Raw genomic sequence first — 19,952 nt, forward strand, 5'->3', positions numbered from 1 at the left:
TCACTAAATTTTAGGATCCATTCTAACTTCTTAAGACTGCTTTCAACTTTTTGGAATATTTTAGCGTCTAAGAAAATGTAGTACCAGCCCCCTAAAGTTCTTAACGCTCCTATCCCCTATTGTTTTGCCAAAATTCTCTTAGGCCGCGCTTACTCCGTTTTAACTATTTCAGCTTTTAAACCATAAAGATAAAAATGAATTTTGACCTTAACTGGTGTGTTTAGATTGAGATTTCTGTAATCTCCTTTTACAAGTTGGATGAACTGTTGATATTTTTTTATTTTGACTGCTTTGAATTTAGTTCTGTACCAAGGTGTAACAATTCCTTCGAAAATAACTTCTTCATTATCTGGGTCTGACCAAACATAATGAAATATAGGGTTCAGGCTGTTATATCTCTTTTTTATTTGCTTAAGAGCACTTTTTCCATGATCAAAATTAAGGTCATAAGTTTCTGCAATGAAATTAAAATAATGAAATCTTAATGGGATTTCCTTTTCTAAGAAAGTGTGCCGTTTACACAACCTAAAAAATTTAATCCTATTATTAGGGTCATACAATCTTTGCCCATAATGTTTGGCTAAAAATTTGACTACTTCGTTATTGTCTGTATAATTTGACATTTCCTTTATATAATCCAAACACTTGTCTTTCCAGTCCAAATACTTCTCATGGTTCTCATCATAAAAATTATAAAGAAGAATACACGCGTATGGCCTTAAAGTCGAGTCTGAATATAAATCAGTCAGGTAATCCTTGTACTCTGAAAGGGTAATAGTATGGCGAACGTTAGAAATATAGTTGGTTTTTAGCTCTAATATCCTGTCGATTTCTTCGGTAACCGTATTTTCAGCTAACTCAAATAATTCATCAATTTGAATTCTTTGGATAATTTCATCTTCTTCTTCAAAATTCATCTTTTTCATTTCCCATATTAACAACCTAATGTAATCCGCATAACTGTATGCTGAGAAAGGGTCTAACAATTGCTTTACATGAAAAAGTTCTTTGGCTTCATTTAGATAAATAGTAGTAATACCCCTAATTTCTTTTTCTTCTTCGAACAAAAATTTTGCCATATCAAAATTAATAACAGCCCTTCTGTGTATAAAACGATGATTGCGGTACTCCAATAACGACTCTGCATATATTAGAATATCAAGAGCTTTTTTTAGCGATACCTTTGTCCTTCGCCTTTGAAGATTCATCGAATAATTAAGAAGGAAATGCGGGTCATCTGATAGCTTTGAATAAGCATAATCATGTAGTTTATCAATTTTTGATTCAGAATAATAACCAGCCCGAACAAATGTCTTTAGTAAGTTATTTATTAGGTATGAACTAGATGTGCTCATGTCTAATGAATGAAACATTTTTTCGAATAACCTATATTGTTTATCCCTATTTGGTTCGATTAGATTAATGAGAGCCGTAGCTATAATTGGATGTTTTGTTCTGAAAAATAAATCAGGTTCAGTCCCATAGGCATTGATACTTTCTTGGATAAGAATTCCCTTGCCTTCAGCCTTAACTACCTTATCAATAAATTGCGTCCAATCTAAAGAAATTATACTTCTTAACCAGTTGGCGGGCATCAAAAGCTTAAACTGATGTAACAAGGCTGTATACAGGAATGCCTTTTGACCTTCATTTGACAATTCATTATAAGCGCTAAATAAGTCATTTATATGTCTTCCATTGGTTACCAACTGCAATAATGAAATGAATGAATCATTATTATATAAGTTTTTGATTGTTTTGAGAAGTTCATTCTTTTCAGCCTGATCACGATAATCAACTAATCCAACATTCTTCAACTTTGTTAAAAGTTCATCACTTTCTTCATCTGCGAACTCGGCGTTAACTTTAATTTCTATTGAGGTTTTAAGCTCTCGCTGTAATTTGTACTTTTCTAAAATATTTTCTCTTATAGGCACTAAAAAGAAAACATTAAAATCATTGAACTGTTCTATACTCAACTCCCTTCTCAAATCTAGCATTGATTTGAAAGAGCTTTCTACTTCTAACTCATCACAGAACAGTAAAATGTTTTTGGAATTGCTAGCATTGATTAAGCTTATTAAATCTTCTTTTCTAAGCTTTAAAAAGTCTAACACTTCAAAAGCGATAAGTCCTAATTCTTTGATTTTCGTAAGTTCATTAATCAGTCTAAGTGCAAATGTTGATTTTCCTATTCCGAATTCTCCAGTTAAAAAGAAAATTGGTAAAAAAAGATCCTTTGTGCCGTTAATATTTTCTTCGATCTGTTCTTTCACTTTTTCAAATAAATCCTTTTTAATTACATCTACTCCACGTCTAATTATATCATAATTAGGCTCTTCGCCCTTGTAAAAATCAACATCCTTTATATAGTGGTGTTTATTCTCTGAATTTAATTGCTTTATACTGTTTTCTAAATTAATTGAAAGTCGATGCGGAATTTGAATTCTGGAATCCTCGCTATTTGTGAAAGAAATTCTTTTTCTTCGTACTACCGCCCCTAATTGAGCCTCATTCCATTTTTGATAGGCCTTGAAGAAATCTTGAAATGACGCCTTGATTATACAGACTCTATTTTGTCTGTAGTAATGCAGTGCGTTTTCATTTGGAAAAGGATCTACGTTATAGATCCATCTTCTCTCTCGAAAATTATACGAATCAAATTTGTCTAACAATTTTTTACCAAACGAATCACTAAAAGAATACCCCATTGAAATAAATGATATTTGGTCCGAGGGGTCTTTCAAATCATTTAATACAACTTTATAAAATTTACCACTTTGCTTAAAATCATCTGTAGAAAAGACAAAAGGGTACTTTCTTTTATCCGATAAACAGCCATTTAGTTTAACATACTTGATTTCGGAGTTACTAGTCCTGAAATGGTAATCCTTATGATTTCTTATTGGCACTAAATCAAAGACATGATTTGGACTATCTTTTACCTCATCAAATGCCTTTTCGACTAGCAAATCGTAATTGGTAGTTATTATCTCTCTCCATGGAATAGAAGCCATAGTTAGATGTCCTTCAGAAACTTTGTATTTATTTAACATTTTGACCACCTCACCATCAAAATGATTCCTATCAAAATTAGGATCGGCGGAAAGCATATCTACGAATTTTGTAATGTCTGGTTCACCGTATTCATTACCCAAGTAATTTTCATAATATTCAATAACCTCTTTGCTGAGATACTTTTTTTCTCCAACTGAGGCTCCTGCCCCTAAAAACAATATTGAATTTCCCTGAGCTATTTTAAGGAACAATTGATTTAACTGTTCGCTTTGGTCGTCTAAATTGAGAATGTGCTCCATATTTAAGGTCAATGTTAATTGTGAGAAAAATAATAATAAAACTGCAAATTATTAATTACAACCCTTAAAGTTTATTATTAACTATTAACATTAAATGCCTTTCCACACACACATTACACTCCCCTCCTACCGTCGGGTCTTATAATAAGTATTCCATTACCTTTTTAAGGAGAAAGTTTTTAAAAAGAAAAAAACAAAGAAGATGGTAACAACTTTACCCGCGCACCATCTCGCTCAAAAAAGAAAAATTCTTAATCTTTATTTTTATGCCGCAACCAAAGCTCAAATTATCCCGAAACAAGTTCGGGACAGGCGCCACGCACAACATTATATTACATTTTATGTTTTAGTTTTAGCCACTGCTAAAACTAAAATTGCGTATAAAAGTAAATACCCTCGCATTTACTTTTATACGCAATTACTTATGGTGGGTTAAACGCCTACCGATTTAGAACCAGCTAAATCCTAATCCTACATTAAAAATTGCTGCATCTCTATGTGCATCTCCATTTAAAGACGCACGACCTAGCACTAATTTAGACTGTATGTTAAGCGCAAAGTTTTTCTTCTTATAAATTTCGTGCCCAGTACTTGCCATAACAGCACAACCAAAGTTCCAATCGTCATTTACATTGTCTTTAATGTCATATAATGCTGGCGAATCTATTGCTAAACCAATACCACCATGAATCCACCAGCGATCTTTTACCCAATATTGTAGGGATGGAATAATACCTCCGAAATGCCTGTCGTTATCCTCAAATTTGTATATGTTTCCAGGCATAGCTATAGTAGCGGCGAGTCTTTCGTTTAACATATAGCCAAATTTTAAATCTGGAAAAACGAACGTTCCTTGAGATTTATCAAACGTTTGAATACCTGCACTATCTTCTAAACTAATAATGCCACCACCTACTACAAATTCAAAGATAAAACCTTCTCTTTGCGTTGTTGTTTCTGGGTTTGTGTTTTGTGCGTATGTTACACTAGATACTAATGCAAAGGCAACACAAGCCATTTTTAATAAAATTTGTTTTTTGATTGTTTTCATTTTAATTGATTTCATGATTGATTGTTTTTTGATTGTTTTAATCGATGATTTTTGTTTTTAATTAAATATTCATTAGTTAATAATTACTAATGGTATTATGTTTTATGCCACAAACATCTTTCAACTTGCAATAAAAATTTAATACGAATTACCGAACTGTTAAATAGTATGGATGAATTGATTTAGTAGGTCTTTCAACCCACCAATAACTATTAAATTATTATTGCTTATGAAAATCAATTAGGGAGTATTATAACAAATCATTTTACACACTTTTATTCCACTACTCCATCATATTGGAAAAGAGTGTTAACATTGTAAAGAAACTTCTGGAATAAAAATTTTTGAAGAAACTGTAGTTTGCCAAAGCGCCACCTGGCTCATTCGCTAAAAAAAGTCTAGTAGACCTTTTCTATATACTTTTAACCATTATTGAAAGACCAATTATAATTTATAATTAAGTCATTTATTTTTGAAACGGTAGTATCAGAAACAGCAGAAGTTCCTGGATTGTTTAAATAATTAATATATCCGTTCATAATAGCATCAAAAACTATTTGGTCATACATTAGATTAATTATTTGATCTATCTCAGTTTCATTAAATTGATTGTCCCCAATGTTTAAATGCGTTAGTTTGGTATTAAGTGAAATATCTAAAGTGTTAAAATTGTTGTTCTTAATGTAAAGTCGTTCCAAGTCAATATTTGTTGAAACATCTATGTCTATCAAATTATTATTTTCAATATATATATCTTTCAACTTTAAATTACCAGATACGTCAATAGTAGTCAATTGGTTCATGTACAAATCGACACGAACGAGATTTGTGTTTTTTGACAAGTCTATACTTTGAAGATTATTTGCTCCTATATTAATTTCTGTTAAGGCCAGATTTGAAGAAATGTCAATAGACGCTATTGCATTATTCGCTACATCGAACCGTTCCAAATCTAAATTACCGAAAAAATCTACACTGGTTAAGTTGTTTTCCCTCGCCAATACCACCTTTAATTTTGAATTATTTGTAAGGTCAAGCTTCGAGATTTCATTGCCATCTACCCAAAGAAATTCCATATTTGGATTTTGGGAAACGTCTAACATCGTCAATTGGTTGTACCGTAACCATACTGTTTTCAAATTTGGATTGTTGGTAAAATCTAAACTCGAAACCTGATTATAACCAAGGCCTAGAAATTCTAAGGCCTCATTTTCGGAGGTATTCAAAGTTGTAAGTTTTCCAGAATACAATTGACATGATTTGAGCAAGGTCAATTTTGTAATATCTATGGAAGCGAGATTGCTTTGCCAATTGTTCTCTTGATCATTACTATTAAAATCTAGAAAATCAATGGCCTCTATGGAACCACTGACGCTTATTGAATACACACCTTTTTCAGTATAGGTATGTATTATAGTATTTTCAATACCTGAATCAGTGATTGTAGATACATATTCTTCAATGGTTCCATCTCCCCAGTCAACTAGGTAGGTAGAACCGGTAATTGATTTTAAATTTAGAGTTTTTGTTGTGAGCACATTTGAATCATCTACGGTTATACTAAAGAAATCTGTGTTTTCAGGAAACGTTAAACTTAATCCTGTATAACCAAAATCAACGGAAGTATACCCCGCTGCGTTGATATTTTCCGTAGCCGTTTCCTTCGTTTCGTCCGGCGAGACCACAAAATCAAATGGTAAAGGATTACTAGCAAATTGAGCTAAAACCGAATCTTCTTTCGGAGCTATAGAAATGACCACATCATTTTCATCGGTTACAATAAATTCTACCAATATATAAGTGCCAGCTTCTAAAGAAATGTCAGCAGTAATATAGCTGTCACCTACTTTAGTCAAAACAATCTTCTCTCTTGTGAGAATCGTAGATCCTTCACCATCGTTTATGCTCACAAGGGCAAAGGCGGGTTCTAGATTTTTTTGTTCACTTACATTTATTTTTGCTGAAAGCTCTTTTAAATCTATACGAAATACCTGTATTCCTTGAGATGGTTCTGGTTCAATAACCTCTGGTTGAGAATCTGGTATAATTTCTGATTCGGATTCTTCGGAACATGAAACTATTAATAATAATAATAAAAGATAGAACGATGTCTTCATAAAATGATAATGGTCAAAGAAAAAATCAATTTTAAATTGGTTATTCTGATAATAAAGAAACAATATTTTTCTAAATATGAGTATGTCTAACAGTTAATTTCCCGTTTATTTCGGTAATATTTCATCCCACACACATTTATTCATCGCTAGTAATTTTGAACATTGGAATTCATGAACCCCAGTTAGGTTCGGTTTCCCTCCCCTCCTATCCTTTCGACTTCACTCAGGACTAGGTACATCCTATTGCTCCGGTATAAGGCGTATTACTCTGCCAGGACCCTCAACTGCAAGATACAGATAACCATCTATACCCATATGCGCATCACGAACCCTACCAATACCATTCAATAGTTCTTCGTGGCCAATGACCTCATTGCCATTCATCTTTAAACGATGGAGGTATTCAAATTTTAGAGAGCCAACGAATAGGTCATTTTTCCAATTTCCATAAAAATCTCCTGACACAAATGTCATACCACAGGGAGCAATGGAAGGAGTCCAGTAATGTATAGGCTGTTCCATGCCATCCAATTCCGTAAGGTCAGTAAATGAGGTGCCATCATAATTGATACCGTATGAAATTATGGGCCAACCATTGTTGTTCCCTGCTTCCAATAGATTAATCTCATCACCTCCCTGAGGTCCATGTTCGCCTTCCCAAATTGCTCCAGTTTCTGGATGCAGGGTCATTCCTTGCGGGTTACGTGTACCGTAAGTAAAGATTGAATTAACCGCTCCTGCAGTATTATAAAAAGGATTATTGGTAGGAACCTCGCCATCGTCATGGATACGGTGTATTTTACCAATGGAATTGTCCAATTCCTGAGGGTACACATCCCTATATCCACGATCCCCAACGGAAACATATAAATAACCTTCATTATCAAATTCAAGTCTGGAACCATAATGGTGAGAACTATTGAGATACGGAAGTGCCGTAAATATGTTCTCCACTTCAACTAAGTTGTTCCCTTCTAGTCTAGCCCTTGCTACTGCCGTAGTCCGTTCAGATGAATTATCGGGGTTGACACGGGAATAGGATAGATAAACAAATGAATTGTTTTCAAAATCTGGATGTATGAGCACATCCAACAATCCACCCTGCCCTTCCGAAGCAACAGTTGGAACACCATTAATTTCTGTTAATTGCTTATCAGTACTTACCAAAAACAGTCTTCCTCCACGTTCGGTCACCAAAATATCACCATTGGGCAATTGCGCTATCCCCCAGGGAATGCCAGGAATCCCATCTGTAATGGTTTCCAATCGGAAGCTAAGGTCATCGGATATAATCAAACCAGACAAATCTGGGTTGTCCTCCTCCAACATCGCTTTGGTTTTTCCATCGATCTCGGTAAGTATATAGTTGGACAAATCCTCTATTTCTTGTGTACTTAAGTTAGAAACGTACGCTGGCATACCATTGCCAGAATACCCATCGGTTATAGATTCTATAATATCTTCCACAGAATTGCCATAAGTCCAATCCCGTTCAACAAATGAGGCCAAATCTTGTCCATGACAACCTCCGCATTGGTTCCTATAGATTAAGGCCACATCTTGTGGTTCAACCACTTCATTGTTCGGATCTATTTCTTCTTCGGGCGGCTCGGGATCCTGCGAGTTACTGCAGCCCAACAATATGAGCATAAAACACAGCATCACAAATTGCGCAGTAGTTTTCAACCATTTGCTTACGTACTTTAATTTGAACGTACTTTCAGAAGACAGATTTGAGGTAATTGTATGCATAACAATTTGTATATCAACTTTATATAATCATAACGTTCATTAATAAAATAAATTATTCGACTGGGAAGTCTAGATGGTATTGGATATAAGTAGACTAGTGCTAAGTGCTTGTTAATTTCTTACTTCACTTCTACTAAAGTTTTAATGTTGTAAAGAAATTTTTAAATGAACATTCTCGTAATTATTTAGGCAATCGGTTCTTTATGGTTGCAATTTGCCCCATATGATTTGCCGAATGTTCCATCACGTGATACCAGATATAGTGGTAGTTTAATCCCTCTTCTATATTCGAGGAGAACCAAACATCATCTTTGGTTTTGAGTCCATGCAAGGTTTTTTCACGGACTTCATCCCATAAATCCAAATAATACCTAATCGGTTCACCTTTAAGAATACTTTTTACTTCTTCGTTAAGTTCTCCTGCAATACCAAATCTATTTAATTCATCTTCTGTCCATTCTCGACCTTTCAATGTTGCAATCTGATAATACGATTCCGTGGACACCAAATGCATAATCAATGATCCTATGCTATTGGCATTAGCATCATACAAGAAATCAACTTGTGATTGGTCTAAGTCCTTAACTTGTTGTGTAATTCTATCTTTTAAGTCTTCCAACATATAGACCATTGTGCCAATATTTGGCGAATAGCCCTCAACTGATTTTAGCTCCCCTTGAGCGTTCAACAGGATTATTGGTAGTAAAAGCAATAAAAATGTGATTTTTGTTTTCAGAGATTTCATAGTATCATGTTCAAATTAATATATTGATATGGAAGGATATTCAAAGTTAAAATTTCTGGTCATTCATTATTCTGTAGAAGGTAATTGATTAAATAAGAATATCAATAATTAAAAGGCCTTTTGATAAAATTTTAACATCGCATAAATCAATACACTGAATATTTTATATGATATATTATTCAAATACCTAAATATCAATTGTTAACATTAATTAATCATTTGCTTTTCCCATGAAATTACATTAACATTGAATACGCAATCGATTGCGAAATAAATTACCTATGTATTTTAAAAAATCACTTTTTATACTTTGTGTTCTATTTTTAGCGGCCTGTGAAGAGACCAAAAATGAAAAATCGTTACTGAAAACAGAAAAAAAAGATGGAACCTTATTGGTTAAGCTTGCAGAACAAGCTATTCTGGGATACAAATTTGAAACCGAATACCCACCAGCAGGCGTAGACTCCGCATATCAGCGAAGTGGTTATATACACCCGCTACGAACTCCAAAAGGGAAAATCTTAACACGAATACAACCAGAAGACCACTACCACCATTATGGTATATGGAATCCATGGACGCATACACTTTATGATGGTGATACCATAGATTTTTGGAACCTTAAAAAAAAGGAAGGAACGGTTAGGTTTGCAAAATTTAAAGAAATAACAGATGATGGGTATACGGCCCTACATGAGCATGTAGTTCTTAAGGATAGTAAAAACGAAGTGGCGCTAAACGAGTGGCAAACTGTAAAAATTACTCCAGGCGAAGACCCATCAACGTATACAGTTGACCTAACTTTTACATACGAATGTGCTACCGATAAACCCTTTTTAATTTTAGAATACCGCTACGCTGGTTTTGGTTGGCGGGCAACCGAAGAATGGAACAATAAAAACAGTGAGGTATTGACCTCTGAAGGTAAATCTAGAATTGAGGCCGATGGCAGTACCGCCCGTTGGTGTTTGGTGCAAGGTGCTCTAGGTGATGATTATGGTGGTGCGCTTATGCTATCCAACCCTAATAATTTTAATCACCCCGAACCCCTAAGAATCTGGCCTATAGATCAATATGACCGTGGAGACGTTTTTGCCTGTTTTTGTACCACAAAAAATACCGACTGGCTCTTTGAACCTGGCAACACCTATACCTTAAACTATCAACTTGTCGTATTTGACGGAAAATTGGATAAAGATAAATCCGAGCAATACTGGCAAGAATTTATAAAATCTGAATAATCAAACAACCCATACAACATGACGCAAATAAATAGAAGAAGTTTCCTTAAAAAAACAAGCGCGGCAACTGTTGCTACCATTGCAGTTCCCAACATTGTTCCTGCCAGTGTATTTGGTAAAAATGCACCAAGTAACCGAATTAACATTGCAGCCATTGGAGCGGGGAGAATTTCTCGTATTATGGATATGCCGCAAGTATTAGCTCATGATGATGTGCAATTGGTAGCGGTCTGCGATTTAGATGCCAAGCGTGCATTGGAAGGAGCACAATTGGTAGACAACCACTACTTTAAAAAGTATGGGAAAGAATATAGCAAAGCTGCCCAGTATACAGATTACCGAGAGCTTTTAAACAAAGATGATATTGATGCTGTATTAATTAGTACTCCGGACCACTGGCATGCAAAACTAGGGGTTGATTTTGCAAGAGCTGGCAAGGATATTTTTATGCAAAAACCAGCTTCGCTAACTATTAGTGATGGTAGGTTTTTGAGTGATGAAGTTCAAAAATCTGGAGTTATTTTTCAAATTGGAAGCCAACAACGATCAAGTAATCAGTGGAGATTCGCTGCTGAAATAGTTAGAAATGGTCGTATTGGGGAACTTAAAAAAGTCTATGTAGGCTTGCCAGGGGATCCGTCTGGTGAAGAAGAGCCTGAATTGCCAATTCCAGAAAATTTAAATTACGATATGTGGTTAGGCCCTACCCCAAAAGCTTATTACACCGAAAAAAGAGTGCATCCTCAGGTGGGTTATGGCCGTCCCGGTTGGCTACGTTGTCAACAATTTGGTGCTGGTATGATTACAGGTTGGGGTTCTCACCATATAGATTCTGCACATTGGGGAATGGATACCACTCGTACTGGACCCATTGAGATTTGGGGAGATGCAGAATTCCCAACTTCCGGCTTATGGAATGTTCATGGGGAATTTAAAACACATGCTCTTTATGAAAATGGAGTCGAAATGATTGTCTCTAACACGGCACCAAATGGTGTGAAATTTGAAGGAACCGAAGGTTGGGTTTTTGTTACCCGTGGCGATTATAAAGTTACTGCTTCTGATCCTGTAGCCAATGAGGAAGGAGTAAAACCTCTTGAAGCTAGCAACCCTAGTATTATTAATTCTCCTATTAACCCCGCGACTGGAATACTGCTCCCTGTAAGTGAGAACCACCATAGAAATTGGTTAGACGCTATAAAATCTAGAAAACAGCCTATTGCTCCAGTGGAAGAAGCCCACAGGTCTTGTTCTGCTTGCTTATTGCACCATATTGCCATGAAATTGGATAGAAAATTATATTGGGATCCTAAAAAAGAGAAATTTAAAAAAGACAAGGAAGCCAATGCTTTATTATCTTTTGAGCAACGTGAACCGTACAAACTGGTGTAATTTATGAATAGATTTTATGCATTCATTTTGCTTGCATTTATTTCATGCAGTGAAAAACAAAAGCAACCTGTTCAGGAAACCATAAAATTGGTTACTGTTGATCCAGGACATTTTCATGCAGCTTTAGTTCAAAAAAACATGTATGACCTTGTGGATTCTACCGTTCATATTTACGCTCCAGATGGAGATGATGTGGATTTGCACCTTAACCGAATTAAAGGATTTAACACAAGGACTGAAAACCCTACGCAATGGAATAGTGAAGTGTACCGAGGCCCAGATTTCTGGAAAAAAATGCTCGCCGAAAAAAGGGGAAATGTTCTGGTACTTGCTGGCAACAACCAAAAGAAAACGGAATACATAAGCCAAGCCATTGAAGCTGATATAAATGTGTTGGCGGACAAACCCATGGCCATTAATCGCAATGGGTACAAGCTATTATTGGAAACTCTTAAGAAATCAAAGGAGAAAAATGTTTTACTGTATGATATTATGACCGAAAGGTATGAGATAACTTCAATCTTACAGCGTGAGCTTACTCAAATTCCTGAGATTTTTGGCAAAATGGAAAAAGGAAGCCCCGATAATCCCGCAATTACCAAAGAAAGTGTTCATCATTTTTTTAAATATGTTTCTGGTAATGCTCTTGTGCGTCCACCATGGTTTTTTGATGTTGAGCAAGAAGGTAATGGCCTAGTTGATGTTACTACGCATTTGGTAGATTTAGTGCAATGGCAGTGTTTTCCGGAACAAATACTGGATACTTTGGATATTAGTGTGGATAAATCTTCCTTATGGCCAACAAGATTGTCCTCGGAACAGTTTCAACAAGTTACCAATACTTCTTTTCCAAACTATTTAGAAAAAGACATTAAAAATGATACCCTAAATGTGAATTGTAATGGTGAAATCAATTTTAAAATAAAAGATTTGCATGCTCGCGTTTCGGTGATATGGGACTATAAGGCACCCAAAGGTGGTGGTGACACACACTTTTCCATCATACGGGGAACTAAAGCTAATTTAGTGATAAGACAGGGTGCAGAACAAAATTTTAAGCCTACACTTTATATAGAACCTGTTGGGGAAAATTTTAATGGTGAGTTGGTTATGGAAACATTTGAAACTTTGTCTAATAAATACCCTGGAATATCATTAAAAGAAACTTCTAAAGGATGGCAAGTAATGGTACCCAATGAATATCGCGTAGGACATGAAGCACATTTTAGTCAGGTAACAGAAAAGTTTATAGAATATTGGCACAATGGTAGTATGCCCGATTGGGAATGGAACAATATGGTAACCAAATACTACATCACTACTAAAGCAACAGAATTGGTTAAATAACTCAGTAATTGCTCTTAATTTCTACCTCCTATATTATCAAATTTGGTTCTAAGGGTATTCCCCTATTTATTTAAAACCAGAGAATACCCTGACTTTATTTTAAGCATTGCATTCTAATTTGCACACCAATTAATAATGCAAATTATAAAGTCATGAAAAAAAGTAAATTGAATGTATTTATTACAGGAGCCCTAATCTTATTAGCATTTACCAACTGTACAAGAGCAACCGAAGACCCGTTCAGTGAAGCTAGTAAACCACCTACAATTGAAGTAATATCACCAAATGACAATGATGTTTATTATACCAGTGAAGGTCTAAATAGACAAGCCGATTTTCATTTTTGGGGAAGAGATGATGTAACCGTAGATTGGATTTCTATTACTGTGGTAAATAGCAGTGGTACAGAAGTACATTATGAAAAGGAGATCACCAGAGTAACTACTCCATCATTAGAAGTGTTTAGGAATTTTAGCATAGATGTTGCTGACACCTATACAGTAACATTTGAAGTTGTTGATACCGCTGACAATAAAGTAAGTGCAACAAGAACTATCTTTTTTGAAGATAGGGTTGGTACAGATGACCTAAGCAATTAATATGTAACACATCTATTTAAAATAGATGTGTTATCTTTCTTTCTATAAAATTATAAGTTGATTTAATGCGCTCACTCTACATACTCATCGCATTGCTGTTTTTTTCAATATTACCTGCTCAAACTGGTAAAATAATAGACAGTTTAAAAATTGAACTTTCTAAAAAACAGGAAGATACTATTAAGGCTCAAATTTTAAATGATTTATCATATTACTATTTATATCAAAACAATGATACAGCCATAATTTATGGCAAACAGGCAAATATTTTTGCAAATAGAATAAAATACCACCCTGTAAGAGCTAAGTCTAATTTATACTTGGGGAATGCTTTTTTATTTTCAGACAGACCAGATTCTGCAGAAGTGTACTATAACAAATCACATGAAATTTCTACGACGCATAGTATGAACATGTCTGCATTATATTCCTCATTGGGTATGTTGTACAAAAGTACTGGGGAATACCAAAAAGCGGTAGATGTTTATTATGAAGGTATTCGTGATGATGATAAAAACAACAATGAATATGGTAAGTTCATTAAGCTAAATAACCTGTCTAATGTCTATGATATTTTAGAAAATCATGAAAAATCTATTTCCTTATTAAAGGAAGCTGTTGCAATATCTGAGAAAAGTGAAAATCCAAGCATACAGTATGCCCTTGGCACTATTTTAAACGGAGTTGGTGCCAAATATGTAGAAATGCATGAGTATGATGAAGCCCTCAACTATTTTAACCAATCTCTAGAAGCAAATGTAGCCTCGGATAACGAAAAAGAAATAGCGAGAAATTATCAAAACCTTGGTACTGTTTATGAAAAGAAAAATGACTATCAAAAATCTCTAGAGTTCCTAAATAAAGCTTTTGCAATAAGAGAAAAACTGAGTAATAAAAAAGAATTGTCCGAAACCCATTACCAACTGGGAAGTACTTATGGTAAACTTTTGCAAAAATCAAACGCTGAGTCACACTTTAAAACTGCGCTACAGTTAGCAAAAGAAATAAAAGACCATGATTTAGTGGCCGATATTTACTTGGCAAAAAGTAACACTTTTGACGATTGGAAGAACCCAGCAAAAGCTTTAGCAAGTTATAAGCTTTATAGTGTTTACAAAGACAGCATATTACAGACTGAAAACCTTAAAAACATTGCCGAAACTGAAGCCAAGTACGAAACCGCTACTAAAAATGAAGAAATATTGGCGCAACGTTTAGAAATTGAAAAAACAAGCAATGCTTTAAATAGAAGAAATACTTTGTTGTATTCTTTACTGGGTGCTTTATTTCTTTTAGGGTTTATTTTTAGACAACGTCAAAAAAGGAAAAACCAAGAAATTACCACGCTTAAAAGGGAGCATCAAATAAAAACACTGGAATCCTTAATTAAAGGTGAAGAAAAAGAACGCTTTAGGATTGCAAAAGAATTGCATGATGGGGTTAACGGGGATTTATCGGCCATAAAATTTAAATTGTCTTCTTTACTTGAAAAGAATAATAAAGTAATTAATGAAGCCATAACTATGATTGATGATTCTTGCAAGCAAGTAAGGGCAATTTCTCATAACTTAGTACCTCCTTCTTTGGAGAATTTTAATCTTTCTGAAGCTTTAACCGAATATTGCGAGAATACAAATGCCATTCATGAGCCAAGCATTTTATTTCAGCATATGGGCAGTGAAATAGAATTGTCAAAAAATGCAGAGGTGAACATCTTTAGGATAGCCCAGGAGCTTATAATAAATGCTTTAAAACACGCTGAGGCTACTTTAATTAATGTACAACTGAGTTGTAGAGATGATGAGATTCAGCTCACCGTAGAGGATAATGGCAAAGGCTTTAATGTAGAGGAAAAACACACAAATGGAATTGGGCTTAACAATATAAAATCCAGAGTAGATTACCTGAAGGCAGATATAGATGTAATTTCAAATACAGAAGGTACTTCCTATTCAATAACCATGAATAAAAATGAGTTGCCATGTGCATAAGAATTGCGATAACAGATGACCATCAAATGGTCATTGAAGGGGTAGTTTCAATGCTGCAAAGTATAGACGAAATTAATGTTGTTGGAACATACAATTCTGCTAGTAGCACCTTACAACATATTGAAAAAGACAATCCAGATGTACTTCTCCTCGACGTAAATTTACCGGATATTAATGGTGTTGATTTATGTAAAAAACTACGCCATAAGTATACCGACTTAAAGATAATTGCATTAACCAATTTTGAGGATATTTCTTTTGTTAAAAGAATGCTCAAGAATGGAGTTAATGGTTATCTCCTAAAGAATACAGATAAAATTGAACTTTTAAAAGCCATTAAGGCTGTGTTGGCAGGAGAATTATTTTTACAGAGCGATATTCATAAAAAACTCCTAAATCAATCTCCAAAACAGATGACAAACGACAATGGGCTTAAACCCAATCTAACTCGGAGAGAACTGGATGTTTTAAAGGCAATTTCAGAAGAGTTAACAACCCAACAGATTTCTGATAAATTATTTATCAGTCCAAAAACTGTAGAAAGTCATCGCATGAATATTATGAGTAAACTCGGAGCTAAAAACAGTGTAGGCATTATTAAAATTGCAATGGAAAAAGAATTATTATAATGTAAAAATGCTATAGAGCTACCAATGGAATTAAAATGGCATAATCATAATGCATGTTCATGTCATTTTTCGTTGACAGTTACCAATTTATCATCTTTCCATTCGCCACCGGCAACCAAATCACCATCAGCTGCAAAGAATTCCCCAATACCACTACGCTTGTCCTCTTCCCACTCACCAGCGTATTTCTCACCGTTCGGCCAATAGTAAGTGCCATAACCGCTTCGTTTGTCATTTTGGTACGTTCCTACATAATATTCCCCATCAGGCCAATAAAATGTGCCTTCTCCCTGTCTCTCATTGTTTTTCCATTGGCCTTCATAACGACTTCCAGAGTCTAATAGAGCTATCCCAAAACCATTTGCTTTTTCATTTTTCACCTCTCCCACATAATGCAACAGATTGCCTTTTTTACTCTTGAATTGTAGATACCCGCCAAAAGATTTCTGTTTCAACTGGTGCTTTACTTGTGTCAATTGCACCTTGGTCTTTTCCAATACAAAATTAAGGGAATCCAATTTTCTGATTTCAAACGGATTTTTTTCTACCACTTCAGCCAAGGTATCCAAAGGTAAATTTTTCTCTTCTTGCTGATGATTTCCACTTGTTTTGTCTTCCAATAACTTTTCCGCAAGTGCAATACGCAAGGGAATACCCATTTTATTTTCCCATTGTACATCGTTGGTAGCCGTGTAAGATTCAATGGCAGTATCATAATCACCTTGCAGTAAGATGGAATCTATTCTCACCAATTGCTCATAACTATCCAATTTTTCCGCCAGGCCACTTTGCTGGGCTTCCAAAAGGATCAGTTTATTTTTTAAACTATTGGATTTAATCCCAAAAAAAAGCATTCCAATAACTGCAATGGCAAGGGTGAAGTAGGCAAATGGTTTCTTAAATTTCATATTCAAAAGGTTAAGAACATTCATACATACGACTTAATCGTTCAAATGGATTTCGGGAAGCTTATTTTTTACTTTTCTAAAATCCGGAGAAAAGTACATATGAAAACGCATGGTCCATGCTTGTTTGTAATATCCACCATTGTATAGGTCTTGTCCCTGTGAGTACATGAGCCCTGCTGCAAACGTCAAACGTGGAGTGGCAATGTAACCAACCGTCGTCGTCAAACGCAAATCTTCCATGGGGCTTGCCACAACTTTCTTTCCACTTTGCATAATGAGTTCGGCCTCTGGAGATATATAAATAGTCTTGGGTTTTAACTTATGGTCGTTTAAAGGAATTTTTGCCCTGAACATATATCGCCACCTATTCCTAAAAATATATTCGCTATTTTCTTCAAAACCTTGAGTCCATCTATGCTCTATCCTAATTCTATGATAAAGCATAGCACTATAAAAGGGCATGGCAAATTGATACTGATGCCATATCCGCCATTCTGGAACCACATTTCTATCTTCGGAATCCTCATCCGTATTAAAATTGATACGCACTACTCCACCCAAACTAAAATTTGTCTTTTTGGAATGAATGTACCCAATGGCATGTCTATTATAAATCTGTCCTATTTGCCCTATAAAAGGAGTGTTTTTGGTTTCCTGAAAACGAAAATGGGTCTGCGCATCCCAAAAGAATCTTTTGCCAATGCGAATGTTTCCATAGGTATTGAACCAAACCTTGGTCTTTGGGTCTTTATACTTGGAGTAGGAAGGCAATATTTCTTCCTCTTGTGCCATTATAGTTTGTGGAAGGCTAAACAAAAAAAATACAAGCCAAATTAAAGGGGTGTGTTTAATGCTCATTCCTACCTACTTTGGCTGTTGATTTCTGTTGAAGTAAATTGATGATTTCAATGGGATTCTTTTCCTTTCTAAGCTTACGTTCCAGCTTTTTTGTATTTTGTTCCCTCAACTCCACCATTCGCTTATTCATTTGATTGATTTGGTTGTTCATATCCACCACATTGTCACAGTTGAGTCCGGTGCTCGTTTCATTAAGAAAGTATGGTACCACTATTTCAGAATAGGCATCAATTACCCTTTTCTTCACTTCTTCTTCCATGACGTTTGCCATAAACGGATTCCAAATAGTATCCAGATACATTTCCTTGATTTCTTTTATTTTGTCTGGCTGGGATATTATAGTTTCGGCCAGTTCATTATAATTAGAAAAGCATGTTTTAAACTTATTCCCAAGCAGTAGCTTTTCTTCTGAATTTTTTATAGAAGCATATTCATTTAAATGAGAACTCTCTATGTCCTTTATTCTTTGAAGGGTTTTTTTATAATCCCCAGGAATTTCATCTAAAACAGAATCTATGCTTTTTAGGAGCAATTGGTTTTTATCAATAAGGTCTTCCTCTACCCCATTCAACACTTGCAATTGTTCTTGATCGTACAGTTGGCTGGATAGTTTTTTTGAAATGGATTCCAAACCCTTTCTGGCATAATTACTTATTTGAAGAAGTGCAGCTAGGTTGTCACCTTCAAAATTATAATCTATTGCATTGGGAAGCTCAAAGGCTCTTTTATTGCTTCCTACATTAACTTCCAGGCTGGTTTTTGGTTTTCCATTTGGCCATAACTCCTTAATTAATGATGGCATATTTAAATATTCCAATATTCCGTCTTCACCATATTCCATGAGTTCTTCCATGGGGTCAAGAAATTGTTTTGAAATATTCACTACTGTATTGTAGTAGAACAAGGCATCTTCATTGGTCCTTTTTATAATGTTTAGGTGGCTATTTTCTAAAAGCGAAGCACTACTGGCCTTTGCAATCTTTATGTTTTTTAAAATAGTGTCCAGCTGAGATTTTCCAAGGGAGTCAATTGGGTAGTAAGGCACCTTTGCTTTAAAATCGGGTTGAAAATCAGAGGATTCCAGTTGCACCAATAGACTATCTATCTTTTGGTAATACTTTAAATTTTGACCCAACAGGTTTGGTATCCCCATTGAAATATTTATTAAATTTTTTGAGGCAAGAGTTGCTTTGACAATCTTTATAAAAGCCTCATCTAAAGATATTGTCCTAAACTTACTGCTTGTATCGTTAAATACATCAATATCCTGGACTTTATCGCCTTCGACAATCTTGATTTTTCTTAAAACTCCATCCTCAAAAAGCCAACTCTCACTATTGTTTATGTCATTGGTAGCAAATGCCGACCACTCATCATGGGCAAGTCCGTTACGGAGAAAGCGCCCAACAAGGGCATACTCTATATCTTCAATTTTAAAATTTTGTTGGGGGATACCTTCCTTAAAAGTGATTTCGCTCTTAAAAAGAATATGCTCAATTTCTGAGTCTTTAATCTGGCTCACCTGATAGAACCATACTCCATCTGGTTTTCCATTGGTAATGACACCATTGCCTTCTTCTTGAATACCACTAATGAGTACCCGATATTCATAATCCACCACACTGGATTGACTACCTGATTGAAATTCTCCAAATTGAAATGTCCAAGGACCTTCTGCTTGCCCATTTTCAAAAGCTCCCTTAAACAAAAAAGAAGCATCTTCCTTTTTCAATAAAGCATCCAAATTGGAGCGCTCCATTTCAAAAGGGCCATGAAACACAGTGTCATTTCCTACAGTCTTAAAGGTGTAATTAACTGCCCCCTCATACTTTCCAAGTCTCAATGGGCCTTCATATGATTGAGTCTCTTGAGAGTGTGCATTCCAAGAGATGAAAAAACAGTAAAATAAAGTGAAGAATAGTAAAATAGATGGAATTCGTAACCGAATCATGTCATAAAAAAAACCAGTCATAAATATAGTGTTACCTATTTTACGAAAAATAAT

14 protein-coding genes are annotated in these 19,952 nt (G+C 35.0%); 6 read left to right on the forward strand and 8 right to left on the reverse strand.

The genetic code is table 11. From position 1 onward, the window contains the following. Nucleotides 1-149: 149 nt before the first annotated feature. The 5 genes from AC000W_RS10680 to AC000W_RS10700 form a co-directional block, all read right to left on the reverse strand. A complete protein-coding gene (locus AC000W_RS10680) occupies nt 150-3,317 on the reverse strand; it encodes an SIR2 family protein (RefSeq protein WP_474748182.1) in 3,168 nt (1,055 codons plus the stop codon). 448 nt (nt 3,318-3,765) lie between these two features. After that, a complete protein-coding gene (locus tag AC000W_RS10685) occupies nt 3,766-4,368 on the reverse strand; it encodes a hypothetical protein (RefSeq protein WP_474748183.1) in 603 nt (200 codons plus the stop codon). 422 nt (nt 4,369-4,790) lie between these two features. Next, the gene (locus AC000W_RS10690) at nt 4,791-6,485 is read right to left on the reverse strand and encodes a leucine-rich repeat domain-containing protein (RefSeq protein ID WP_474748185.1); all 1,695 of its coding nucleotides are present in this window, start codon (nt 6,483-6,485) and stop codon (nt 4,791-4,793) included. A 240-nt stretch (nt 6,486-6,725) separates the two neighbouring features. Then, the gene (locus AC000W_RS10695; protein ID WP_474748187.1) at nt 6,726-8,237 is read right to left on the reverse strand and encodes a PQQ-dependent sugar dehydrogenase; all 1,512 of its coding nucleotides are present in this window, start codon (nt 8,235-8,237) and stop codon (nt 6,726-6,728) included. 181 nt (nt 8,238-8,418) lie between these two features. Further along, nucleotides 8,419-8,982, reverse strand: coding sequence for a mycothiol transferase (locus tag AC000W_RS10700; protein WP_474748189.1), 564 nt, complete (start codon nt 8,980-8,982; stop codon nt 8,419-8,421). Nucleotides 8,983-9,263: 281 nt separating this feature from the next. Here AC000W_RS10700 and AC000W_RS10705 point away from each other — a divergent pair, with 281 nt between their 5' ends. The 6 genes from AC000W_RS10705 (at nt 9,264) to AC000W_RS10730 (ending at nt 16,181) form a co-directional block, all read left to right on the forward strand. Next, nucleotides 9,264-10,223, forward strand: a complete 960-nt coding sequence (locus tag AC000W_RS10705) for a DUF6807 domain-containing protein (protein WP_474748191.1) — start codon at nt 9,264-9,266, stop codon at nt 10,221-10,223. An 18-nt stretch (nt 10,224-10,241) separates the two neighbouring features. Next, a complete protein-coding gene (locus tag AC000W_RS10710; RefSeq protein WP_474748193.1) occupies nt 10,242-11,615 on the forward strand; it encodes a Gfo/Idh/MocA family protein in 1,374 nt (457 codons plus the stop codon). Nucleotides 11,616-11,618: 3 nt separating this feature from the next. Next, on the forward strand, nt 11,619-12,962 hold the full coding sequence (locus tag AC000W_RS10715; RefSeq protein WP_474748195.1) for a putative oxidoreductase C-terminal domain-containing protein: 1,344 nt from the start codon (nt 11,619-11,621) through the stop codon (nt 12,960-12,962). A 152-nt stretch (nt 12,963-13,114) separates the two neighbouring features. Beyond that, nucleotides 13,115-13,561, forward strand: a complete 447-nt coding sequence (locus tag AC000W_RS10720; RefSeq protein ID WP_474748197.1) for a hypothetical protein — start codon at nt 13,115-13,117, stop codon at nt 13,559-13,561. A gap of 65 nt (nt 13,562-13,626) precedes the next feature. Next, nucleotides 13,627-15,552: a tetratricopeptide repeat-containing sensor histidine kinase gene (locus AC000W_RS10725; RefSeq protein WP_474748199.1), complete on the forward strand. Its 1,926-nt coding sequence runs from the start codon at nt 13,627-13,629 to the stop codon at nt 15,550-15,552. Beyond that, a complete protein-coding gene (locus AC000W_RS10730) occupies nt 15,543-16,181 on the forward strand; it encodes a response regulator (RefSeq protein WP_474748201.1) in 639 nt (212 codons plus the stop codon). Before AC000W_RS10725 ends, AC000W_RS10730 begins: the two co-directional genes overlap by 10 nt. Nucleotides 16,182-16,243: 62 nt before the next feature. Here AC000W_RS10730 and AC000W_RS10735 read toward each other — a convergent pair whose 3' ends face one another. From AC000W_RS10735 to AC000W_RS10745, 3 genes are read right to left on the reverse strand one after another with little or no spacing between them, the layout of a single operon-like run. Further along, on the reverse strand, nt 16,244-17,089 hold the full coding sequence (locus tag AC000W_RS10735; RefSeq protein WP_474748202.1) for an MORN repeat-containing protein: 846 nt from the start codon (nt 17,087-17,089) through the stop codon (nt 16,244-16,246). Between the two features lie 33 nt (nt 17,090-17,122). Beyond that, nucleotides 17,123-17,947: a DUF2490 domain-containing protein gene (locus AC000W_RS10740; RefSeq protein ID WP_474748204.1), complete on the reverse strand. Its 825-nt coding sequence runs from the start codon at nt 17,945-17,947 to the stop codon at nt 17,123-17,125. After that, nucleotides 17,937-19,919 carry a hypothetical protein gene (locus tag AC000W_RS10745; RefSeq protein WP_474748206.1) on the reverse strand — a complete coding sequence of 661 codons (1,983 nt, stop codon included), beginning with the start codon at nt 19,917-19,919 and terminating at the stop codon, nt 17,937-17,939. Before AC000W_RS10745 ends, AC000W_RS10740 begins: the two co-directional genes overlap by 11 nt. Between the last annotated feature and the right edge of the window lie 33 nt (nt 19,920-19,952).

It is taken from the genome of Saonia sp. (genome assembly GCF_056326165.1).